This is a genomic window from Mycobacterium lehmannii (assembly GCF_002245535.1).
In the GTDB taxonomy this organism is placed as follows: Bacteria; Actinomycetota; Actinomycetes; order Mycobacteriales; family Mycobacteriaceae; genus Mycobacterium; species Mycobacterium lehmannii.
Genome location: NZ_NKCN01000036.1, coordinates 18,041 through 38,100 on the forward strand (window position 1 = coordinate 18,041; position 20,060 = coordinate 38,100).

The window sequence follows — 20,060 nt, forward strand, 5'->3', positions numbered from 1 at the left end:
AAAGGCCGGGAGCGGGAACCGGCGACGACCCCCTTGCACGCAGGCGCGTGGAGCGCGACGAAAAACCCACAAGGCACTTCGGCCGCTACGGGTTGCTGTCGCTGTTGGGCGCAGGTGGCATGGGCCAGGTGTGGCGGGCACGCGACTCGCAGACCAATCGGGTGGTCGCGCTGAAGGTGCTGCCCGAGCACTCCGCCAACGACCGGGAGACACGCGAACGGTTTCGGCGGGAGTGCGAGGCGGTGGCACAGCTGACCGAGCCGCACGTCATCCCGATCCACGACTTCGGCGATGTGGACGGTCGGCTCTTTCTCAACATGCGACTGGTGGACGGCACGGACCTACGCACGCTGATCAAACAAGAGGGCGCACTGCCGCCGGCGCGTGCGGTCGCGATCATCGCTCAAGTGGCCGGCGCACTTCAGGCTGCCCACGACGTGGGTCTGGTGCATCGCGATGTCAAGCCCTCCAATATCCTGGTGTGCACCAACGATTTCGCCTATTTGATCGACTTCGGCATCGCTCACGCCTCAGGAGACGCCACGCTGACCAAGGCTGGTGAAACCATCGGCACCGCCGCCTACATGGCGCCGGAGGCCATCGGTGCCGCTGTGAAAACCCATTCACGCGTGGACGTTTACGCACTCGCGTGTGTGCTGTACGAATGCCTCACCGGCGAGCCGCCTTTCGCCAGCGATATGGGCGTACAGGGCATGATCGCCCATCACCTCCACACTCCGCCGCCGCAGCCCAGTGCCAGCGACGCCGGCGTTCCGGCGGCTTTCGATGCGGTCATCGCCAAGGGGATGGCCAAGAACCCCGATGACCGCTACCCGACCGTCCAGGATCTGGCGCTGGCCGCCCGGGCGGCGTTGGGCGACGCCGACGCTGTCGCCAAGGCATCGGGTAAACAACGGAAACGACTGTCACGCAAGGCTATCGGTATTATGGCAGCGGCCGCGATGGCAGTGGTGGCGGTTGTCGTGGCGGGGGTCGTCATCGTCGGGCGACAGTCATCCGACGCGAGCAGCTCTTCAGCCATACCGGTCGGCCAGGGCTTCTCATCACAAACTCCGTTGCCTTTCACAGGGATTCATGTCTCCGCAGGAATCGCGGTCGAAGCCGATGGAACCACCTACGTCACCGGCGTCGGTATCGATCGGGTGATGCGACTGGAGCCCGGTGCGGCGGCCGCGACAGAGCTGCCGATCGAGGGTCTGAAGAATCCGCGAGATATCGCAGTGGATGCCAAGGGCGATGTTTACGTCACCGACTCGGGTAACGACCGGGTGATGTGGCTTCCCGTCGGCGCACCCGCGGCGATCCAACTGCCGTTCAGCGGCCTCAACGATCCCCGCGGTATCACCGTCAAGCCGAACGGCGACGTCTATGTCGTCGACCGTGGCAACAATCGGGTGCTGTTTCTGGCGACGGGCGCAGCGACTCCCACCCCGGTACCGTTCAGCGGTCTCAACGACCCCCGCGGCGTGGCCGTCGGACCGGCAGGCGGTGTCGTCGTCACCGACACCGGTAACAACCGGGTGTTGAAGTTGGAAGCGGGCGCGACGCAGGCCACTCCCTTACCGTTCGCCGGGGTGAACGAGCCCCACGGTGTGGCGATCGACTCAGAAGGCGGCGTCTACGTCACCGACCGCGGTAACGCCGGAATCGTCGAGCTGCGACCCGGCACGAGGGCCGCGATTCCGCTGCCGTTCGTGGGGCTGAACGACCCTCAGGGAGTTGCGGTCGACGCGGCGGGCAATGTCTATGTCACCGATGTGGGCTCCGACCCCGTGGTCAAACTCTCGGTCGGTTGATGACAAAGGGGCCCATGGTTGCGTCCGGCCTCGATTTCGGTGTGCTGGACCCGCTTCGTGTCAGCGTGAACCGCCAGCCGGTGCCGCTGGGAACGCCGAAGCAATGCGCTGTGCTGGCGCTGCTGCTGATCAACCGCAACCGTCCCGTGCCGCGGGACTCGATCATCGCGGCGATCTGGGACGAAGACATGCCGGAAGCCGACGCGATACACAACCTGCACGTCTACGTGGCCAACCTACGCAAGGTCCTCGGCTCGGGCGGCGCCGACGCGAAGGCCGTCTTGGCCAGTGCCCGACCGGGTTACCAGCTCAACGTGCCCGACGCGGCCTGCGATCTGGGGCGGTTCAACACGGAGAAGGCGGCCGGGGCGCAGGCCGCGGCGGCGGGCCGGTTCGGGCTGGCCGCCGACCGGCTGTCAGCCGCGTTGGCGCAGTGGCGCGGCTCGGTTCTCGACGACCTACGGGAGTTTCGCTTCGTCGAGCCGTTCGCCGCAGCACTCGTCGAGGACAAGGTGGCGACGCATGTGTTGCGCGCTGAAGCCGAAATCGCCTGCGGACGTGCCGATTCGATGATCGGCGGGCTTGAGAAGCTCGTCGGCGAGCATCCCTATCGGGAACCACTGTGGGCACAGTTGATCACGGCCTACTATCTGGCCGAGCGGCAAACCGATGCGCTGGACGCGTACCGCCGCGTCAGATCGACGCTGTCGGAGGAACTGGGCATCGATCCGGGACCGTCGTTGCGCACGCTGCACGAGCGGATCCTGCGCCAGGAACCGTTGGACGTTGCGCGGATCGCGCAGAGCGACGCCTCCGACGTCGTCACCATGCTGGAGAGCCATTTGTCGACCACCATGACGGCGGCGGCCAGATCCAATCGGGCGCAGCTCCGCGATGTCGCGGGTCGCTGTTATCCACTGGAAACCGTGGTGACCGGCATCGGGCGCCGAGCCGACAACACCGTCGTCATCGATGACCCGAAAGTCAGCCGGTACCACGCGACGATCATCGACACCGGCGCGAGCTTCGTGATCAACGACCTGCGGTCCGGCAACGGCGTGATCGTCGCGCACGAGCGGGTTCGCGGCAGCACCGCGCTCTGCGACGGCGACGTCATCGACATCGCCGGACACCAGTTCACCTTCGAGATCGCACCCGAGGATTTACCAGCTCATTGACCGCTGAGCAGCACCGATGCGGCATTGAGGTTCCATTGAGGGCTGCGTTCGATTCTTTTCTCAACGCCACACCAGATGGCCCCGAGAAAAGGAACTCAGATGATCAAGAACCGCATCGCCGCCACCGCCGCCCTCGTCGTCTTCGGACTGGCCGCCCTGGCCGGCATCCTCGCCGCAAGCGCCAACGCCGACACCGCCTCCAACACCACCGGCACCCAGATGACAGGCACCGCCCAGCAGTCGGTCGCCAACGCCCGCCAGGCACTCGACGAGCAACTCGACGCAGCACGCGACGGCAACGGCGTCGATGTCCCCCAGCCCGGCATCGCCCAAAGCGAACAGCACATTCCCTTCCCCAAGACCCCCCACGGCGCCTACACCGGCAAGCCCGGCCACAACAACGGCGCCGACCCCGCCACCGGCTCCCACACCCCCCAGCCCATGACGGTCTCCTCGACCCAGGTCAAGACCGCACACTGACCCCCCCGCCGGCCCCACCAGAGCCGGCGGGTTTATTCGTCCCGGATAAAGGGCCTCACGACCCTCGTCGGCTTCGAGGCGGATGCGAGCACTGCTGAGGAAGCGAAGAACCGCATAGCGGGAACGCCTGCAGAGCGGCGCCGCTGGGACTTCCGCGGCGTGTTTGCCTCCATGGCCGCGAAGAATCTGCCAAGGTCGCAAGTCTGTGCCAATACGCGCGCCAGGCGGTACCCGACGGGAGATCACGTGACCGAAACTCGAAGCGCCCTCTACCGACGCGGTGCCCTCGCCTTGTCATCCGTCGCAGTAACGACGGCCATGTGGCTGGGTGCCGTACCGCCCGCTTTGGCCGATCCGTACGACGATGGCGACTCCCCTGAGATCGTCGATGACTCCGGCTCCTACGCCGAACCTGTCGAAGAACCGGCCCCGGTGGACCCAGGCGAGCCGGTCGACGAGGCTCCCGAACCGGAGGCACCGGCGCCCGTAGAGGAACCCGCACCCGAGGCGCCCGACGAACCGGGACCCGTTGAGGCGCCTGAGGAACCTGCACCCGCTGGGGCACCCGACGAACCCGGACCCGCTGCACCCGACGATCCCGGGGGTGATCCGGGCGATCCGGGCGATCCCGGCGACCCGGACACGAACATCGCCGACTCGGCCATCGATGCCGACACCGCCGACCCCGACATCGCCGAGGTGTCGCAGGGGGACTTCGACGAGGCTCACGGCGCCGATGCGGTGGACGTCGAGTCGGAGTCCGCGTCGGAGACGGAGGTCACCGAACTCACCGAATCGCTGGAGTCGTTCACCAGCACCACAACCACCACCTCCACTACGTCCTCGACGTGGAGCAGCCCGGTGACGCAATGGAATTCGAGGTGGACCGGCTATGACCGCTGGTATCGGCCCGTCTTCACCAATCCGTACAAAACGCCGATGCAGATCATCTACCCGTACAACAACACCACCCGCGTCGTCGACGTCCCGCCAAGTGGTCGCGCCGTACTCACGGTGCCCAATCCCGGCGTGTACAGCTTCACGGCGGTGAACCGGGATCCCTCCGGCAAGCCGGTCACGGTGTCCACTGGAAGCTTTTCCGGTGGCGGCTATCAGCCGGCCCCCGGTCAGCCGCCCCCGCCAAAACCCAAGCCGCCGACGACCTTCAAGAACGTGCTCGTGCAGCTCAAGTACAAGGACGGAGAGTCGAAGCCGTTCCGGGTCAAGACGCTGGCCGATCTCGGCGATGATCCGTCGGTCGGTGGCCACCGCGTGCTACTCGACGAGGAGACCACCGCGTGGGGGCGCTGGACCAAGACCGGAGGCGGTGAGCGCTTGTTCGAGATCACCAGCACGCAGCAACTACCGGGACTGGTCGCGCCGTCACAAGGCCCCCTCCCCGGGTACCAGGTTCAGTTGACCAACAACGAAACTGCGGCGCCGGCCCAAGATAGGTGGGTGAAGCCGGTGGCCATCGGCGCGGCCATCGCCGGCGCGCTGGCGATCGGCGCGGTGGTGTACTTCCTCCTGTCAGGCCGTCGGCGCAAGCCGGCGCCGTAACGGCCGAACGCGTCGAAGGTCTCGATTCAGCGACATGACGGACACAACCGGGTATTACCGTGTCCCGGCACCGTGAAATGGCCTGACGGAACCGTAGATTCCTGAGTCACTATGACAAAGGCCTTGCACACGTTGGCAATCGCGGTCGCCCTACCGGCTATCGCATGCGTTGCACTCGCCGGGACGGCGTCCGCCGATCCTCCGCTGCTCAACGGGTCCTACACCGAAGTGGACGGCGACTCCATTCTGGTGTTGACCTTCGCGACCAGCTGCGGTCCTGTCGGTTGTACCGGCACGGTCGCGAGTAACCAGGGATGGCGCACACCTGCCACGTTCTCCGGCGGCCGCTGGAACTTCACCGTCTCCAAGCCCGGCGGTCTCACCTGCGAAGACGGCAGCTACGAACCGGCCGTGGTGTCGATGTCGGTCGATCCCACAACGCTCGGTGGCGTGCTCTCCTCGGACTCCAATTACGGCTGCGCGGGCGGCGTCGTGACTCAGAGCCCGTTCCAGCTGCGAAAAGTCGGCTGACCCACAGCTTGAAGTAGCTGCACGGCAAGCACTTTCACGCTGCCGTCCGGAGGGGCGGCGGGAATCGGCTCCCTTACTTCTTCATGGTGAACTGGTTGACGTCGATATAGCCGTCTCGAAAAGCCTTGGCACAGCCTGTGAGATACCGCATGTATCGCTGATAGACCTCTTCGGACTGGATCTCGACGGCTTCAGTGTGGTGCGCCTCAAGCGCCGTGGCCCAGTGGTCAAGGGTCCTGGCGTAGTGCAGTTGCAGCGATTGCCTGCGAGTCACGGTGAAGCCCATTTTCGCGGCGTGGAACTCCACCATTTCGATCGCGGGCAGCTGGCCGCCCGGGAATATCTCCCTGCCGATGAACTCGTTGAAGCTCGCCTGCTCGTCGGACAGCGACAGCCCGTGTTCGACGATCTGCTCAGCGGTCAACATGGTGATCGTGTGCAGCAGCATCACCCCGTCATCGGGCATGACGCGGTGGGCCATGGCGAAGAAGTCGTCGTAGCGGTCGTACCCGAAATGTTCGAAGGCCCCGATGGAGACGATCCTGTCGACGGGCTCGTCGAACTCCTCCCAACCGTGCAGCAACACCCGCGTGGTGCGCTCGGTGTCCAGTGCGTCGAACATCTTCTGCACGTGCGCGGCCTGATGGGCCGACAACGTCAGGCCGACCACATTCACGTCGTACTTCTCGATGGCCCGACGCATCGTGCTCCCCCACCCGCAGCCGACGTCCAACAGCGTCATCCCCGGCCTCAGACCCAACTTGCCGAGGGACAGGTCCATTTTCGCGAGCTGTGCCTGCTCGAGTGGAATGTCGCGCTGGCGGTCGAAGTACGCGCAGCTGTAAGTCATGGTGGGATCGAGGAAGAGTCGAAAGAAGTCGTCGGACAGGTCGTAGTGGGCCTGCACCTCTTCGAAGTGCGGTGTGAGGTTCTCAGCCATAGCCGGTATCCGCCTCTCCGGGGGCGAGCTGGATTCGCTGGGGACTTCCCGGATGAAATCCAATGAAACTCCTGGACCAAGCTCAGCACAAGGTCCGTCATGCTTTGTTCACGCGTGCGCGTCAATTCCATGAATTCATCGGCACATTGGCGATAGTCTCGCCTCAGCCTCGCAGTGAGCGCCTCGAATTAGCCAAGGTTTCCTGCCGAGGCTGTCGAAGGAGGTGCCTGATGTCCGAACTCTCAAAACCTATTAGCCGATGCGCCGGTGCGGTGATTCTCGGATGCGCGCTCGCCGCGGTTCCCGTTGTCATTGCGCTGAGCGATGCGCCTGCACAGTCGGTCGGCGAACCGGCATGCAGCGGAAGTGAATCCATTGTCGATGGCACTCCGACGTGCGTTCCGGCGCCCACCGCCCCTGCCGCACCCGACGCCGCTCCGGCACCGGTTGACAGCCAACAGCCCGACGGCGGGCATCACTGACGTGACGATAGGCAGCGACACCCTTCAGCGCAGGTAGGTTTCGTCCCCGGTCGGGTAACCGCCGCCGCGGGTCGTGATGTGCACATGGTCGTAATGGCCGTAGCCGCCCCGCTGTGCGCCATCTGGCGTGTAGTACACACCGCGCCAGATCGCATCCTGCAAGCCGAAGCGCTTCGCGTTGCGCAGGACGTAGGAGACGATCTCATCGCCCAGGGCAATCCCTTCGGCACTGCTGGGATTGGGAATCATCACGTCGAGCGCCAGGCCGTTGGGGTGCCATCTCAGCGAATCGGGTCGCACGCCACCGATATTGCTGATCTCGGGGAAGGCCTCGCTGATTGCCCGCGACGCCAGGATCGTCTTCACCTGCAGACCGCCCTCGGGTGCGATGCCGACCGGCAGAGATCGATCGACGGTGCGGTAGCGCGCCGCCGCAACCATGGCGTCGGGCGCAATGCCGGGACTGACGTGACCGATGGCGGCCGCGGGTGCTATCGGCGGGGCCGCAACGATCTCCAAACAGCACGGTTGGCTGTCGGCAACCTCTTCGACGACGGGCTTGCTCTCGGGCGCCGGACGAGCTTGAAGGTGGACGTCTCCCCCGACCGCGAAGAAGACGGCGGCCGGGCCGAGCACTGCGGCCACGCCCATTGGTGACGTGCGCCGCTTCTTGGCTACGGAGTGCCGACCCACGCAGGGTTGTATACCAAATCGTTACATTTGCCGCAATCCGGGACGATCCACTGGGCCGGCGCTCGACCAGGGTGGATCATCTCCAAGCGTGGCGGGACTGCTCGAAGAAAAGGTCATCATCATCGCCGGCCTCGGCGGCATCGGAAACGGGCTGGCGCGCAGGTTCACCGACGAGGGAGCCCGTCTGGTGCTCGGCGATATCAACGCTGAGCTGGTAAAACACGTCACCGACGAGATCGACCCGGCGGGAGAGCGGAGCCGCGGCACGCATCTCGACGGCTCCGATGAGCAGTCCGTCATCGCGGCGGTCGCACTGGCTGTCGACACCTTCGGTCGCCTCGACGGCATGCATGTGAACTTCACCAATGCCGCGGACGCCTATCTGCCCGGTGGGGTCGTCGAGCTTCCGCTCGAAGCGTTCGACGAGGTGATGCGCGTCAACACCCGCGGGTTCGTGATCTGCGCCAAGCACGCCATCCCCGCGATGGTCGACAGCGGCGGCGGTTCGCTCGTCTTCACCGCTTCCATCGACGCCTATAACGGCGCAGGCACCCGTGTGTCGTACGCCATGAGCAAGGCGGCCGAGTTGGCGCTGATGCGACACATCGCGCGTCGGTACGGACCCAAGGGCATCCGATGCAATGCGATCGCGCCCGGGTTGATCTGGCACTACAAGTTCGACGAGCAGCCGATGCCCGACGGCGTCGTCGAACAGGCCCGCGCACGGCAGATGATCAAGTCCCGGTTCGGGACGCCGAACGACGTCGCCGCATTAGCCGCGCTACTGCTCTCCGACGACGGCAGCTTCATCACCGCGCAGACGATCAGCGTCGACGGCGGTGTGACGTTCCGCCCGTAGATCCTCGGTTGTTCGGGGACGGACTGATTGGGTAATGCCACCTGCGGGCGGAGTAGCCTCAGAACCTGATTCACCGCAAGAACGGGGACACGATATGGACCTCGTGCTCGGCCTGTCGATGACGTCCAGCACGGTTCGGTGGGTGCTCGTCGAAGGCACCACCGGCGAAGGAGCCACCGTCGACCGCGGATCGTTCGACCTCGACGCGGAGGTCGATCCCGACGATCTGCTCAACGTGGCGCTCGCCGATGTCGCCGACGGCTCGATCCACTCCATCGGTGTCACCTGGACCAACGAGGCCGAAGCCGTGGCGTCCGATGTGCTCGACGCACTTGCCGCCCGCGGATACGGCAACGCGATCGCGGTCTCCGAATTGGAAGCGGGCGATGTACTGGCGGCGGGCATCGCCGAGATCGCCGACTACGACGACGTCGCGGTGTGCATCGTGGAACCCGACGCCGCGGTGGTCGCGATGGTCGACCGCGACGGCGTGACCGTCGACCGCATCGCACGACCTCTTGACGGCGCGGACGTCGTCGAGCTTCCCAGCAGCGTGATCGCGATGCTCGAGCTCAACGAATGGCGGCCGCAGGCCATTTTCGTGGTCGGGTCGGCCCGTGATGTCGAGCTGATCACCTCCACGCTCGGCGACGTGACGGATTCCCCGGTGTTCTCCGCCGCCGAAGCCGACCTGGCGTTGGCACGCGGAGCGGCGCTGGCGTCCGCGCGTGCGGTGAACAGGCTGGACGCCCCGGCGACCAAAGCACCGTCGCGGGTCGGGGCGTTGGCATCGGTTCTCGCCGCCGCCGTGGTGACGTTCGTGGTGTCGACCTCGACAGCAGTCGGCCTGACCCTGACGGGCGACAGCGCGTCCACGCGCCAGGACAGGCACGCCGCCGACGAGGAATCCGTGGCCGTCGCAGACGAGGCGCGGCGGCCCGTCGAGAACGAGATCCACAGCAAGAAGGTCACGACGCCCGCCGAAGCGAAGCCGGTCGTCGCACAGACCATCGCGGTGGCCGCCCCTCCACCGGCGCCCGCCGCTCCTCCGGCCGAACCGGTCTACGAACCACCGGCCTACGTACCACCCGCCCCGGCGTACACCGCGCCCGAACCCGCCTACATCCCGCCGGCCCCTGTCGACACCGCCCCGGCGTACACGCCGCCCGCGCCGGTTTACGCGCCACCGCCTGCGCCTGCTTATGTACCGCCTCCGAAACCGCGGCTACGCGACCGCATCATCGAGCGGATCCCGATCATCAACCGGTTCCACGAGCCGGAGTACACGTACGGGCGTTAGGCGCTAGGGGCAGGCGGCCGGTGCGTCGTCCCGCACCGCACGGTCGGCAGGCAACGTGTAGGTGACCGTCGCCTCTGCGTGCTCAAGGCCCTTGTTGGACACCACATGTGGGACGCCGGCGGGGACGAAGATGGCCTGCCCGGCGCCGAAGACCGCGGGTACGCAGCCGCCGGCCGTCTGCAGACTCACCTCGCCGCCGTTGATCACCGAGTACTCCGGGCCCGGGTGGGTGTGCCAGCCGCTGCTCGACTCCGGTGCGAGCACGAGGTTCTGCACGTAGAGGGTGGTCGGCTGGCCCACGGAGACGATTGCGATGGGCGCATCCGTCGTGCCCTTCGCCAGGTCGGTGCGCTCGATGTCGCCCTCTGCGGGTGTGGCGGCCGCCGACGGCGCTGCCATCGTCGCCGTGATCATCAGGGCCGCCGCGACGGAATGTAACCGGTTCATCGCCGCATTATCCGACAGCTGGGGCTAGGGCACCGGCTGGTAAGGGTTCTGCGGCACCTGGATCGGAATCGGCACCGGCACGAACGGCACAGTCAGATAGGTCGTCGTCATCGGCGTGGTGGTCGCCGTGGCGGAAGAGATCGTCGTGGTGGGCGCGGTGGTGGTGGTCGTAGGCGGGGTCGTCGTTGTCGTCGTTGTGGTCGTTGTCGTTGTTGTGGTCGTTGTCGTCGTGGTGGTCGTCGGTTGTGTTGTGGTAACGACGGTCGTCGTCGGTGGCGGAGGCGGCGGCGCTTCGGTGGTCACCGGCGGAGGGGGCGGGGCGTTGGTCAGCGTGACGGTCTCGACGGGAGGCGGCGGCGCCTCAGGTGCGGCCGGTTCGGGCGGCGGTGCCGACGGCGGCGGAACCGGCGCGGTCCGCGGCGCCTCGGTCACGCCGGTACTGCCGGTCGCGCTGGTCAGGGCGATCGCCACCCCGCCGACGGCGACCACCGCGATGGCCGCCGCAACGCCCATCACCACCCCCGGCAGCCGCTGCCAGATCCGGGGTTCGTCGATCGGCCCCGTCGTCGGGGCCACGTATTGCACGGGCGGCGGGCGCATGGGCCCGGAGTCATACGGGGTCTCGTAGGGACCCGAGCCGGTGTACGGCACGGGGTCGTCCGCCGCGTCGTCCTGCGACCAGGCCAGCGCGCCGACCGTCGATGTCCCCGGCGACTCGGTCTCCGCCGGCGGCACCGGCGCCAGACCCGTCGGGGCGTCCGCGGCAATCACGGGCGCCAAGCCGGTGCGCGCCTCGGCGGCCGAAGTGTACGCGCCGATCAACGCGGCGCCCTTGGCGGCGTCGAGCCCCGGTTGCGCGGTGGCGAACACCGGCATGCCGGAGTGCTCGGCCAGCCGCCGCCGAATCAACGGCATGCCTGCGCCACCGCCGACCACGACCAGCGCGGCGACGTCTTTCCAGCCAATTCTGTTGCGCTGCAACGTGTCATCGATCGCGGCCAAGACACCTTCGAGCGGTGTCGCGACCAACGCCTCGAGCTCGTCTCGGGTCACCCGAACCACCGAGTGATGGTTCGGCAACTGCACATCGACGTCGGTCGCCTCGTGCGTCGACAACCGTTCCTTGGCGTTGCGGCACTCTTCGCGCAGGAGCGACAGCGCCCCCACGGCGGCCGTGCTCGTGGCGTCGTCTCCGCCCGAAGGCAGCCCTGCCAGGACGTGGCTGAGCAGCGCCTGATCGACAAGGTCACCGGAGAACTCCGTGTAACGAGTCGTCTCGTCGATCGGTTCGAACGCGTCGCCCGCATCTGCCAGCGTGATGCCGGTCGCGCCCCCGCCGATGTCCACCAGTGCCACCACACCCTGTGTCGGGATTCCGAGATCGATCTGTAGCGCGGTCAGCGACGCTTTGGCATCCGAAACGAGTCGGGTGGTCCCGCCCGCGGCCCCGAAAACGGGATGGCCCCTCAGCGCGCTGCGCAGAGTCCGCAGGGTGGCCGGCCCCCAGTGCGCGGGGACGGCGAGCGTGACGTCGGACGGCGACGCACCGCTACCTTCGACGAGATCGGCGAGCGCGGCGACCAACAGCCGGTCGGCCGAGTGTGACGATCCGTCGGCGGCGACCAGTGGCACGTCGTCGCCGACCCGCTCGACGAATCCGGACATCAAGGTGCCGTCCGGCACGGTGAATACCGAACGACGGAGCACGGGCTGATCGGCTCGATTGTCGACGCGTACCGCGACCAAGTTCGTCGTCCCGATCGACAACCCCAACGGGTCGCTCATAACGGACCACACGATAGTCCCCCGACCTCCGGGAACCGGTCAGACACTCCGTGCGAACCCCGTTCGGCCGCCACGGTTTTGGGGTGAGCCAAACGGGTACCTGCAATGCCATGACATCTCTGTGGCTAGCAAACCGCGTCGAGCGGCCGGTACCGCCCGACCCGCTGGTCGAATCGGACCGGTCGGCCGACGTCGTCGTGGTCGGCGCAGGCATCACCGGCCTCATCACCGCGGTGCTCCTGGCGCGGGCCGGCAAGGATGTGTTGGTACTCGAAGCACAACGCGTCGGGGCCGGCGCCACCGGTAACACCACCGCCAAAATCAGCCTGCTGCAGAGCACCAAACTGTCGAAGATCGTCTCCAAACACGGTGCCGGCACCGCCAAGCAGTACGTCGAGGGTAACCGCGAGGGCCTGGAGTGGCTGGTCCAGCACTGTGAGGCGCACGGGCTGTCGGTGCAACGCGAGGACGCCTACACCTATGCACAATCCGAGAAGGGTGTGTCCTCTGTGCGCCAGGAGCTCGAGGCGTGCGAGGCCGCGGGCCTGGATGTCGACTGGGTCGACGACGCCGACGTGCCGTTCCCGTTCCACGGTGCTGTCCGGTTGGCCGACCAGGCACAGTTCGACCCGATGCCGTTGCTCGACAGCCTGGTCGTTGAGCTCGACGAACGGGGCGGACGGCTGGCGCAAGGCGTTCGGGTGCAGAAGGTTTCGAACGAGGGCGACAAACTGGCCCTGAGTGTGCGCACCACCGCAGGTGACGAATTCGACGTGCACGCCAAGCAATGTGTCCTCGCGACGGGCATCCCCATCCTGGACCGTGGCGGCTTCTTCGCTCGCCTCAAACCGCAACGCTCCTACTGCATGGCCTACAAGGTGCCCGGCAACATCACACGGGGCATGTACATCTCGGCCGATTCGCCGACCAGGTCGCTGCGTTATGCGCCGACGCCGGACGGCGATCGGTTGATCGCCGGTGGGGCGGGGCATCCCGTCGGCCACGAGAAGAGCCCGGCCTCGTCGGTGCAGGAGCTCGACCAGTGGACGAAGCTGCACTTCCCCGGCGCGATGCAGACCCATTACTGGTCCGCACAGGACTACTCACCCATCGACGAATTGCCCTACGTGGGCCCGATCCTGCCCGGCAACGACAAGATCTTCGTGGCAACGGGTTTCGACAAGTGGGGTATGACCAACGGAACCGCTGCCGCACTGGCGCTGTCGAGCCGCATCCTCGGGGGCCGGATGGACTGGGCGCAGGCCTTCGACAGCTGGAGTCCGCACGAGTTGTCGGGCATCCCCAAGGCGATGCAGACCAACGCGCAAGTGGCGCTCTATCTGACGCGGGGGTGGATCACTCCGGTCACCAGGATCCTCAACCGCACCCCAGAGGAGGGCGGCGTGGTCAGCGGCCCGCCATGGGACCTGGAGGCGCGAAGCGTGGTCGACGGCCGCGAGTACCGCGTGTCGCCGGTGTGCCCGCACCTTGGCGGCATCGTCAACTGGAACGACGCCGACGAATCGTGGGAGTGCCCGCTGCACGGGTCACGCTTCGCACCCGACGGAACCCTGCTCGAGGGGCCCGCAACCCGTAATCTCACTGCGGCGCAGTAGATATCGGCTTCTCCGGCAATAGGCGCCGAACAGCGATCGAGCCGATGACACCCACCGCGATCAGCGCGACCGCGACGGTGTCGGACGTCGAGTCCGACACCCAGCCGACGATTCCGGTGACGGTGAGAAACGGTGGCAGCCAGTCGATGGCACCCGACCACGAGTTCGACTCTCCGGTCGCGTAGTCGGGATAGAACTCGGTGAACGACGCGGCGAAGACAAGTGCCCCGATGGGGATGATCCAAGCGGTCCAGAAGTTGTCGTTGTCGCCCAGGACGGCATCACCGATCCCACCCGAGATCGCCGACACCACGAACGCTGCGGCCCATGCGCCGGTGATCGCGAAGTTGATACGCCGGAACGGTGCGGTGTCCCAGTGCTCACGAGGCGTCGTGTCCTTCGCGTAGGCCATGGTGAAGGGGCGGCGCACGATCAGCGTGCCGACGGCGAATACCGCCAGCACGATGTTGCTGAGCTCGCCGGCCCACAGCTGTAGCCAGTCGATCACCCCATCCGGCGCGAGCAGCCCGAGCACGGCGAGCACACCGAAATAAGTGATGGTCAGCGCCTCGAGGGAATGGACCGGCACGCCGCGGCGCGTGCCGACCCACAGCGTCAGCAAGCTGAGGCCGAGCGCCGACGAGGCAGCCTCCTCGAACCGGCCGGGACCTGCCACGACCGCCATGAGGATCCACGGCGCCAGCCCCGCGAACGGAGAGCGGACGTAGGCGTCAAGAAATTTCATGAGCGGAATGTACGCGTTCCGGGGCGGTTGTGCTGCAATGTCGGGCATGGGTGACATCGACGAGATCCAACAAGTGAAGTACCGCTACCTGCGCGCACTTGATACCAAACACTGGGACGAGTTCGCCGACACCCTCACCGAGGATGTGGTCGGCAAGTACGGCGAATCGATCGGCGAGGAGCATCACTTCACCAACCGCGACGAGCTGGTCACGTTCATGCGGAACTCCCTGGGCCCCGAGATCATCACCGAACATCGCGTCACCCATCCCGAGATCACCGTCGACGGCGACGAAGCGACGGGCACGTGGTACCTGCAGGACCGGGTGATCGCGCCGGACTTCAATTTCATGTTGATCGGTGCGGGTTTCTACCACGACCGGTACCGGCGCACGAGCGACGGGTGGCGGATCAGCGAGACAGGGTACGATCGCACTTACGACGCGTCGATGTCACTCGAGGCGCTGAACTTCAAGGTGAAACCCGGTCGTGCACTGAACATCTGACTCACTGGGCAATCGCGATCAGCGCCCCCGGCCGAAGCCACCGCATGATCTCGACCAGCTTGCCGTCGTCGATCGCCACGCATCCGGCCGTCGGCCCGCCGTCGGTGGCGTGCAGGAAGAACGCGCCTCCATTGCCAGGTACCCGCGCCTTGTTGACCCCCATGACGACCGCGTGCACGTACTGAGGGATCTGGAGGTTCTCGGTGCCGCTGCCGGGGTCGGTGTCGAACGGGCACTGCGCCTTCTTGCAGACCTGCATGGTGTTGTAGGTCGGGCTCTTCATGTCACCGTCCCACCAGTGGTCCGGCCCGACCTGCACGTACGGCAGACCTCCGCCGGGGTTGGGTGCGGTGCCGAAGGCGAAGTCCAGCGTGAAAACGCCCATCGGCGTTTTCATTTCGCCGTCATGGCTCTGCGGAGTCAGGCCGTTGGCGCCGATCCAGGCCGGTATGCCCGCGGCGACCGGCTGCCAACCCGCACCGGTCCGCTGATAGACATCCATCTTGGCTTTCGAACCACCCACGCCGACAACGGAAATCACCTGGGTGGCCGAACCCACCGATTTCGCGAACCACGGCACCGTCTGCGCCCGGCCAAGGGGCGCCGCCGCAAGGGCCAGCAGGCTCACGCAGAACAGGGTCAGCAGTCGGCGCACCGACACATGCTAAGTCGCGGTGTCCCGCCCTTCGAGTAAGCCACGCAGCCACGACGACCATTTGTCGTGTTCTTTCTTTGCGATCGCGGCGGCGTCGTCGCCGTAGAGGAAGATGCTGGCCATGGCGCTCGTCTGCCCGGCCAGCGTGCAGGTGCCGAGAACCGCGACGCCTCGCCCGGGTTCGTCGATGCGCAATATCAGGTCACGAACGGTGTTGTCCTGGTGTACGCGTTGGACAACACCGGCGAGACGTGGCGCGTCGAGCGGAGATTCACGATGTTCGCCGACGTTCACGCCCGCGAGGTTCAGCGCCCCTGTGAGTTTCGTCCACGCCTGCGACCCGCCACCCGAATGAACCGACATGACCCGGACACTCGACGCTGGCACGCCCGCGAAATCCGAGAGGTAGATTTTGAGCACTTCGAAGGCGCCGGGCCAACCGGATTCGAAGCTCTCCATCTCGTCGTCCCAGTCGTCTCGATCGGTGAACAGGCTGTGCACCATCCGGACGACGCAGCGGTCCCCGGAGCGGCTGGTGACCGTCACTTCGGTGGCAAGCGGCGGCGCGTCGCCGCTCCAGTCGTGCTCCTCGTAGGCGAAGCGATGTGGAGGCTCCCAGGCGGTCACCTTCCCGCCCGAGGCCTCCGTACCGCAGCTCTCGTCGCCGAAGTCGAATCTGATGGCGCCGCCGACGTGTTCCTCGACCGTCGTCGGCGTGAACCAGGCACCCATGCCGGCGCCGGTGGCAATGGCATGCCAGACCTGCTCCGGCGTTCCGGGCACGAGCACTTCCAACGCTACCCGACGCATACCGGAATCGTCTCTGTACAAGGGCATTTCAGTCCTCCTGCGGGGCGGGATAGGCGGCGGCCAGCAACCGGTAGCCGCGCGCCCGCGGATCAGATACGTCGTGATAGCGCGCGACCAGCGAGGTGATCGCGTCGGAGAGCTCGCGGGTGAACTCCGCCCGGTCGGACGGTGAGCGGAAGTGGACCGCGGTGTCGATCGACAAGGTTGCCAGCCGCTTGTTCTTCTCACGTGCGACCGCCCAGAGCTCACCCACCTCCCGAACAGCGCGGGCGGCCAGGGCGATCAAGTAGCTGGCAGACAGACGGTCGTTGGTGCGGCCGGGGTCGGCGGCGACGGGTCCCATCGCGCCTGGCGACACGACGTAGGACGCGGCGGTCGCGACCAGCAAGCGCTCGCGCAGGCCACCCCACCGGCGCTCGCCGGCTTCGGCGACGAGCCGGTGCTCCTCGAGTGCGCGCAGGTGATAGTTCACCTTCTGCCTCGATATCCCGACCCGCGTGGCGAGCGCCGCCGCGGAGGCAGGTTCGGTGAGCTCGGCGAGCAGTCGGCCGCGGATCGGGTCCAGCGCACTGACCGCGGCCGCGGGATCGTCGATCACTTCCACGTCGAGCATGACGCCACAATGCGCTTGACAAGATTATTTGTCAAGGGTCGTGGATACGTTGGGAAGATGGATGTTGCGCAGGTGGTCGGCCGACCCGCAGGTCTACGGCGAATCACTCACGGTCTCGGCGCGCTCGACCGAGAGATCTTCGAGGCGATCGCCGAGTCGCCGACCCCGCTGCTCGACACCGTGATGCCGCCGCTGACCCGCGCGGCCGACCACTCCAAACTGTGGTTCGCGATCGCGGCTGCCCTGGCTGCCACGGGCAACCCGAGCGCGCGGCGTGGCGCGGTGCGCGGGGTGCTCACGCTCGCGGCGACGAGCTTGATCACCAACCAGGGCGCCAAGCGCATCCGGCGACGGCCGCGCCCGCTGTTCGATTCCGTCCCACTGGTGCGCCGCACGCGGCGTCGCCCCACGTCCAACTCGCTCCCGTCCGGGCACTCCGCCAGCGCCGCCGCCTTCGCGGTCGCTGTCGGACTGGAGAGCGCGTCGCTCGGGCTCCCCCTGGCGCTGCTGGCGGGGCTCGTCGGGTTGTCACGCGTCGCCGTCGGCGCGCATTACCCCGGGGACGTGATCGCCGGATTCGGCCTAGGCGCGGCGATCGCGGTGCTGGGCGGGCGGGTGGTGCCTCCAGCGGTGCCGACGAGGCTTCCGACAGCCGACCCGCTGCGCGTGGAGACCCCGCCACGTCCGGAGGGGGCCGGTGTGGTGCTGGTCGTCAATCCGGCATCGGGCAGCGGGACCGGGGCAGACATCGTCGAAGAGGTTCGAGATGCGTTGCCGCGCGCGGAGATAGTCGAGCTCTCCGATGACGATGACTTCGACACCGCGTTGCGCTCGGCGGCTCAGCGCGCCGAGGTTCTGGCGATCGGCGGCGGAGATGGAACGGTATCGTGCGCCGCGGCGGCCGCCATCGAGGCGGGCGTGCCGCTGGCGGTGTTCCCCGGGGGAACGTTCAACCACTTCGCGAAGGACATCGGTTGCGACACTGTGGGAAAGACCGTCGACGCGATCCGGCAAGGCAGCGTCGCGTGCGTCGACATGGTGTGTTTGAACGAGAAGCAGATGGTGGTCAACACCGCGAGTATCGGGGCGTATCCGGCGTTCGTGCGCACGCGAGAGAAGTACGAGCGCAAGATCGGCAAGCCGCTGGCCGGGCTCTACGCGATGTATCACACGTTGCGGCACGAGGATCCGGTCCGCATCCGTTACGACAACAAGACGTTGCAGACGTTTCTGTTCTTCCTCGGCAATTCGGCTTATCTGCCTTCGGGATTCGCGCCGTCGCGGCGGGACCGGATGGACGACGGGCTGATGGACGTCCGGATCCTCGAGACCGGTCACCGGTTCAGCAAGCTGCGCATCCTGGTCGACGTCGCGCTCGGCCGGCTCGTACGCAGCCCGTTCTATCACGAGATGCGAGTACCGGAGTTCGAGTTCACCGCAGTCGACGGTCCGACGCTGTTGGCGCACGACGGTGAGATCGGAACCGAGTGCGAAACCGCCAGCTTCAGTGTGCGATACCGGGCGCTTCCGGTGTTTCGTCCGCTTCCGTGATCGGCCGCGACGGCCGCACGAGCAGGAGGCACAGCACGAAATAGGCGTAGCCCAAAGCCCATCCCGCCACGACGTCGGTCGGGTGGTGGACGTTGAGCACCACACGGCCGATGCCGATGAGGGTGACGATGGCGATGCCCGCGGCGATGAGCCAAGCGCGTGCGGCCGGACGCACGGCGGGCAGAGCGACGGTCAGCAGGGCGAAGACCGCGACGAGCACCCCGAGGGCGTGGCCGGAGGGAAACGATGTTCCCAGCGCGGTGACGAACGCGGTGTCCGGGCGGGGGCGGTCGGCGGCTCCCTTCGCGATCTCGGTGACGAGTCCGGCCAGTTCAACGGTGACGATCAGGAATATCGCGGTGCGAATCCGGCGGCGCACGAACGCGACGACGATGAGAGCAATGGTCACCACACGGAACATGCCCGGACCCAGAGCGAGGCAGAAAATATCCCATCCGAGCACCCATCCCGGATGGTCTGCGCCGATCGGGTAGAAGGCGTCGAGCGCTGCGAAATCGATGTCGGCCAACCACGTCCACTGCTGTGCGACACCAATCCACAGCAGGGCATACACCGTGACCGCGGCCAGTGCCGATACCACCAGCCGCGGTGTGTGTGATGCCATCGTCCACCTCTACCACGTGGGTCATCGGGCCGTTAGGGTGGCTGCTCATGGGGGTGTTCCTGCGCAAGCTGTTCCGTATCGGCGGTCTACCCGACGATATGCGGGCCGAGGTGGAAACCGAGGGTGTGCTCTTCCTCGCCGAGTACATCGCGGTCACCCGACGCTTCAGCGGCAAGATCCCCGGACGGCGCGCGAAGGGGAACGTCACGAGTTACGCGGGATCGCTCGCCCTGACCAACCAGCGCGTCCTCGCCACGATGTCGACGGTGCCGAAACTGGCGGGCCGCACCATCGACCAGCGTTGGAACGGCCCGCAGTCCGGGACAGTCACCGCCGAGCTCGCCGCCACCGGCATGCATCTCAACGTCGACATCGCTGCCGTCGATTCGCGCTTCAGCGGCGAACTTTCGATGCATTACAAGGTTCCCATTCCCGAGGACGTTCTCTTGCGCCTCCCCCGGCGATCGCTGTCCTTCGATGTCCCGCCGGAATACGTGTTCCGCGCCGTAGGAGTGCCGTACCACCCCTAGAGAGCCGTTCGGCTAGGCGTTCGTCGGTGATGGCTTTGTCGCGGGCTTGGGTGCGGGTTTGTTTGCGGCGCGGCATTTTCAGGGTGCGCGCCTCGTCGGTGGCGCAGATGGGGGAACAGCACTCGGCTGCGGGGGTGGGTGGTGTAGGTCTGGCCGTGTCGGGAGGTCCACTCGATTCGGCTGCCGGGGTATTGGGTATCGCGCCAGCCGGTGAATCGCCCTGGAAATGTTGGAGGCTCCTGACCTTGGAAACGAGGATGCAGGTATGCCGAAGGAACAGTCTGCCGGGAAGCCCACGACGCGCCGTTACAGCCCTGAGGAGAAGGCCGCCGCGGTCC

20 protein-coding genes are annotated in these 20,060 nt (G+C 66.6%); 11 read left to right on the forward strand and 9 right to left on the reverse strand.

All coding sequences use genetic code 11. The annotated features are described in order from the left end of the window. The first annotated feature begins 47 nt into the window (after window positions 1-47). The 5 genes from CEX87_RS25000 (at window position 48) to CEX87_RS25020 (ending at window position 5,566) form a co-directional block, all read left to right on the forward strand. The gene (locus CEX87_RS25000) at window positions 48-1,817 is read left to right on the forward strand and encodes a serine/threonine-protein kinase PknD (protein ID WP_064428004.1); all 1,770 of its coding nucleotides are present in this window, start codon (window positions 48-50) and stop codon (window positions 1,815-1,817) included. 14 nt (window positions 1,818-1,831) lie between these two features. Continuing rightward, window positions 1,832-2,995, forward strand: a complete 1,164-nt coding sequence (locus CEX87_RS25005; RefSeq protein WP_198957303.1) for a BTAD domain-containing putative transcriptional regulator — start codon at window positions 1,832-1,834, stop codon at window positions 2,993-2,995. 99 nt (window positions 2,996-3,094) lie between these two features. Further along, complete coding sequence (locus tag CEX87_RS27300) at window positions 3,095-3,475, forward strand: hypothetical protein (RefSeq protein ID WP_064417566.1); 381 nt, start codon at window positions 3,095-3,097, stop codon at window positions 3,473-3,475. Between the two features lie 246 nt (window positions 3,476-3,721). Beyond that, window positions 3,722-5,035, forward strand: a complete 1,314-nt coding sequence (locus CEX87_RS25015) for a hypothetical protein (protein ID WP_094289567.1) — start codon at window positions 3,722-3,724, stop codon at window positions 5,033-5,035. Window positions 5,036-5,146: 111 nt separating this feature from the next. Continuing rightward, the gene (locus tag CEX87_RS25020) at window positions 5,147-5,566 is read left to right on the forward strand and encodes a hypothetical protein (protein ID WP_064424691.1); all 420 of its coding nucleotides are present in this window, start codon (window positions 5,147-5,149) and stop codon (window positions 5,564-5,566) included. A gap of 73 nt (window positions 5,567-5,639) precedes the next feature. On the opposite strand, the gene CEX87_RS25025 is transcribed toward CEX87_RS25020, so the two are convergent. Both CEX87_RS25025 and CEX87_RS25030 read right to left on the reverse strand, forming a co-directional pair. Then, window positions 5,640-6,506: a cyclopropane mycolic acid synthase family methyltransferase gene (locus CEX87_RS25025; RefSeq protein WP_094289568.1), complete on the reverse strand. Its 867-nt coding sequence runs from the start codon at window positions 6,504-6,506 to the stop codon at window positions 5,640-5,642. Between the two features lie 506 nt (window positions 6,507-7,012). Beyond that, window positions 7,013-7,681 carry a hypothetical protein gene (locus CEX87_RS25030; protein ID WP_198957304.1) on the reverse strand — a complete coding sequence of 223 codons (669 nt, stop codon included), beginning with the start codon at window positions 7,679-7,681 and terminating at the stop codon, window positions 7,013-7,015. 88 nt (window positions 7,682-7,769) lie between these two features. On the opposite strand from CEX87_RS25030, the gene CEX87_RS25035 reads away from it, so the two are divergent. Next, a complete protein-coding gene (locus CEX87_RS25035; protein WP_064396005.1) occupies window positions 7,770-8,540 on the forward strand; it encodes an SDR family NAD(P)-dependent oxidoreductase in 771 nt (256 codons plus the stop codon). A gap of 94 nt (window positions 8,541-8,634) precedes the next feature. After that, complete coding sequence (locus CEX87_RS25040; protein WP_064417559.1) at window positions 8,635-9,840, forward strand: DUF7159 family protein; 1,206 nt, start codon at window positions 8,635-8,637, stop codon at window positions 9,838-9,840. A 3-nt stretch (window positions 9,841-9,843) separates the two neighbouring features. Here the strand turns inward: CEX87_RS25040 and CEX87_RS25045 are convergent, their stop codons facing one another. Together CEX87_RS25045 and CEX87_RS25050 are read right to left on the reverse strand one after the other, a co-directional pair. Beyond that, window positions 9,844-10,287, reverse strand: coding sequence for a cupin domain-containing protein (locus CEX87_RS25045; protein ID WP_064417558.1), 444 nt, complete (start codon window positions 10,285-10,287; stop codon window positions 9,844-9,846). Between the two features lie 24 nt (window positions 10,288-10,311). Next, complete coding sequence (locus CEX87_RS25050) at window positions 10,312-12,072, reverse strand: Hsp70 family protein (RefSeq protein ID WP_064428139.1); 1,761 nt, start codon at window positions 12,070-12,072, stop codon at window positions 10,312-10,314. A 110-nt stretch (window positions 12,073-12,182) separates the two neighbouring features. Between CEX87_RS25050 and CEX87_RS25055 the strand changes: the two genes are divergently transcribed. Further along, window positions 12,183-13,688 carry an FAD-dependent oxidoreductase gene (locus CEX87_RS25055; protein ID WP_064417556.1) on the forward strand — a complete coding sequence of 502 codons (1,506 nt, stop codon included), beginning with the start codon at window positions 12,183-12,185 and terminating at the stop codon, window positions 13,686-13,688. Here the strand turns inward: CEX87_RS25055 and CEX87_RS25060 are convergent. Continuing rightward, on the reverse strand, window positions 13,672-14,433 hold the full coding sequence (locus CEX87_RS25060; RefSeq protein ID WP_094289579.1) for a DUF3159 domain-containing protein: 762 nt from the start codon (window positions 14,431-14,433) through the stop codon (window positions 13,672-13,674). The genes CEX87_RS25055 and CEX87_RS25060 overlap by 17 nt on opposite strands. Window positions 14,434-14,479: 46 nt before the next feature. Between CEX87_RS25060 and CEX87_RS25065 the strand changes: the two genes are divergently transcribed. Next, window positions 14,480-14,938, forward strand: a complete 459-nt coding sequence (locus CEX87_RS25065) for a nuclear transport factor 2 family protein (protein ID WP_064396012.1) — start codon at window positions 14,480-14,482, stop codon at window positions 14,936-14,938. Between the two features lies 1 nt (window position 14,939). Here CEX87_RS25065 and CEX87_RS25070 read toward each other — a convergent pair whose 3' ends face one another. Genes CEX87_RS25070 through CEX87_RS25080 form a run of 3 tightly spaced genes read right to left on the reverse strand, consistent with a single transcriptional unit; the run spans window position 14,940 to window position 17,016 of the window. Beyond that, window positions 14,940-15,593 (reverse strand): L,D-transpeptidase family protein, encoded by a 654-nt coding sequence (locus CEX87_RS25070; RefSeq protein WP_064417587.1) that lies wholly within the window; start codon window positions 15,591-15,593, stop codon window positions 14,940-14,942. A 9-nt stretch (window positions 15,594-15,602) separates the two neighbouring features. Next, window positions 15,603-16,430 (reverse strand): SRPBCC family protein, encoded by an 828-nt coding sequence (locus CEX87_RS25075; RefSeq protein ID WP_198957305.1) that lies wholly within the window; start codon window positions 16,428-16,430, stop codon window positions 15,603-15,605. 1 nt (window position 16,431) lies between these two features. Then, on the reverse strand, window positions 16,432-17,016 hold the full coding sequence (locus CEX87_RS25080; RefSeq protein WP_094289570.1) for an ArsR/SmtB family transcription factor: 585 nt from the start codon (window positions 17,014-17,016) through the stop codon (window positions 16,432-16,434). A gap of 57 nt (window positions 17,017-17,073) precedes the next feature. On the opposite strand from CEX87_RS25080, the gene CEX87_RS25085 reads away from it, so the two are divergent. Next, a complete protein-coding gene (locus CEX87_RS25085) occupies window positions 17,074-18,567 on the forward strand; it encodes a bifunctional phosphatase PAP2/diacylglycerol kinase family protein (protein ID WP_094289572.1) in 1,494 nt (497 codons plus the stop codon). Here the strand turns inward: CEX87_RS25085 and CEX87_RS25090 are convergent. Further along, window positions 18,521-19,192, reverse strand: a complete 672-nt coding sequence (locus CEX87_RS25090) for a phosphatase PAP2 family protein (RefSeq protein ID WP_094289574.1) — start codon at window positions 19,190-19,192, stop codon at window positions 18,521-18,523. The two genes, CEX87_RS25085 and CEX87_RS25090, sit on opposite strands and share 47 nt — an antisense overlap. A gap of 47 nt (window positions 19,193-19,239) precedes the next feature. Between CEX87_RS25090 and CEX87_RS25095 the strand changes: the two genes are divergently transcribed. Beyond that, window positions 19,240-19,722, forward strand: a complete 483-nt coding sequence (locus CEX87_RS25095) for a hypothetical protein (protein ID WP_094289576.1) — start codon at window positions 19,240-19,242, stop codon at window positions 19,720-19,722. Window positions 19,723-20,060: the final 338 nt, after the last annotated feature.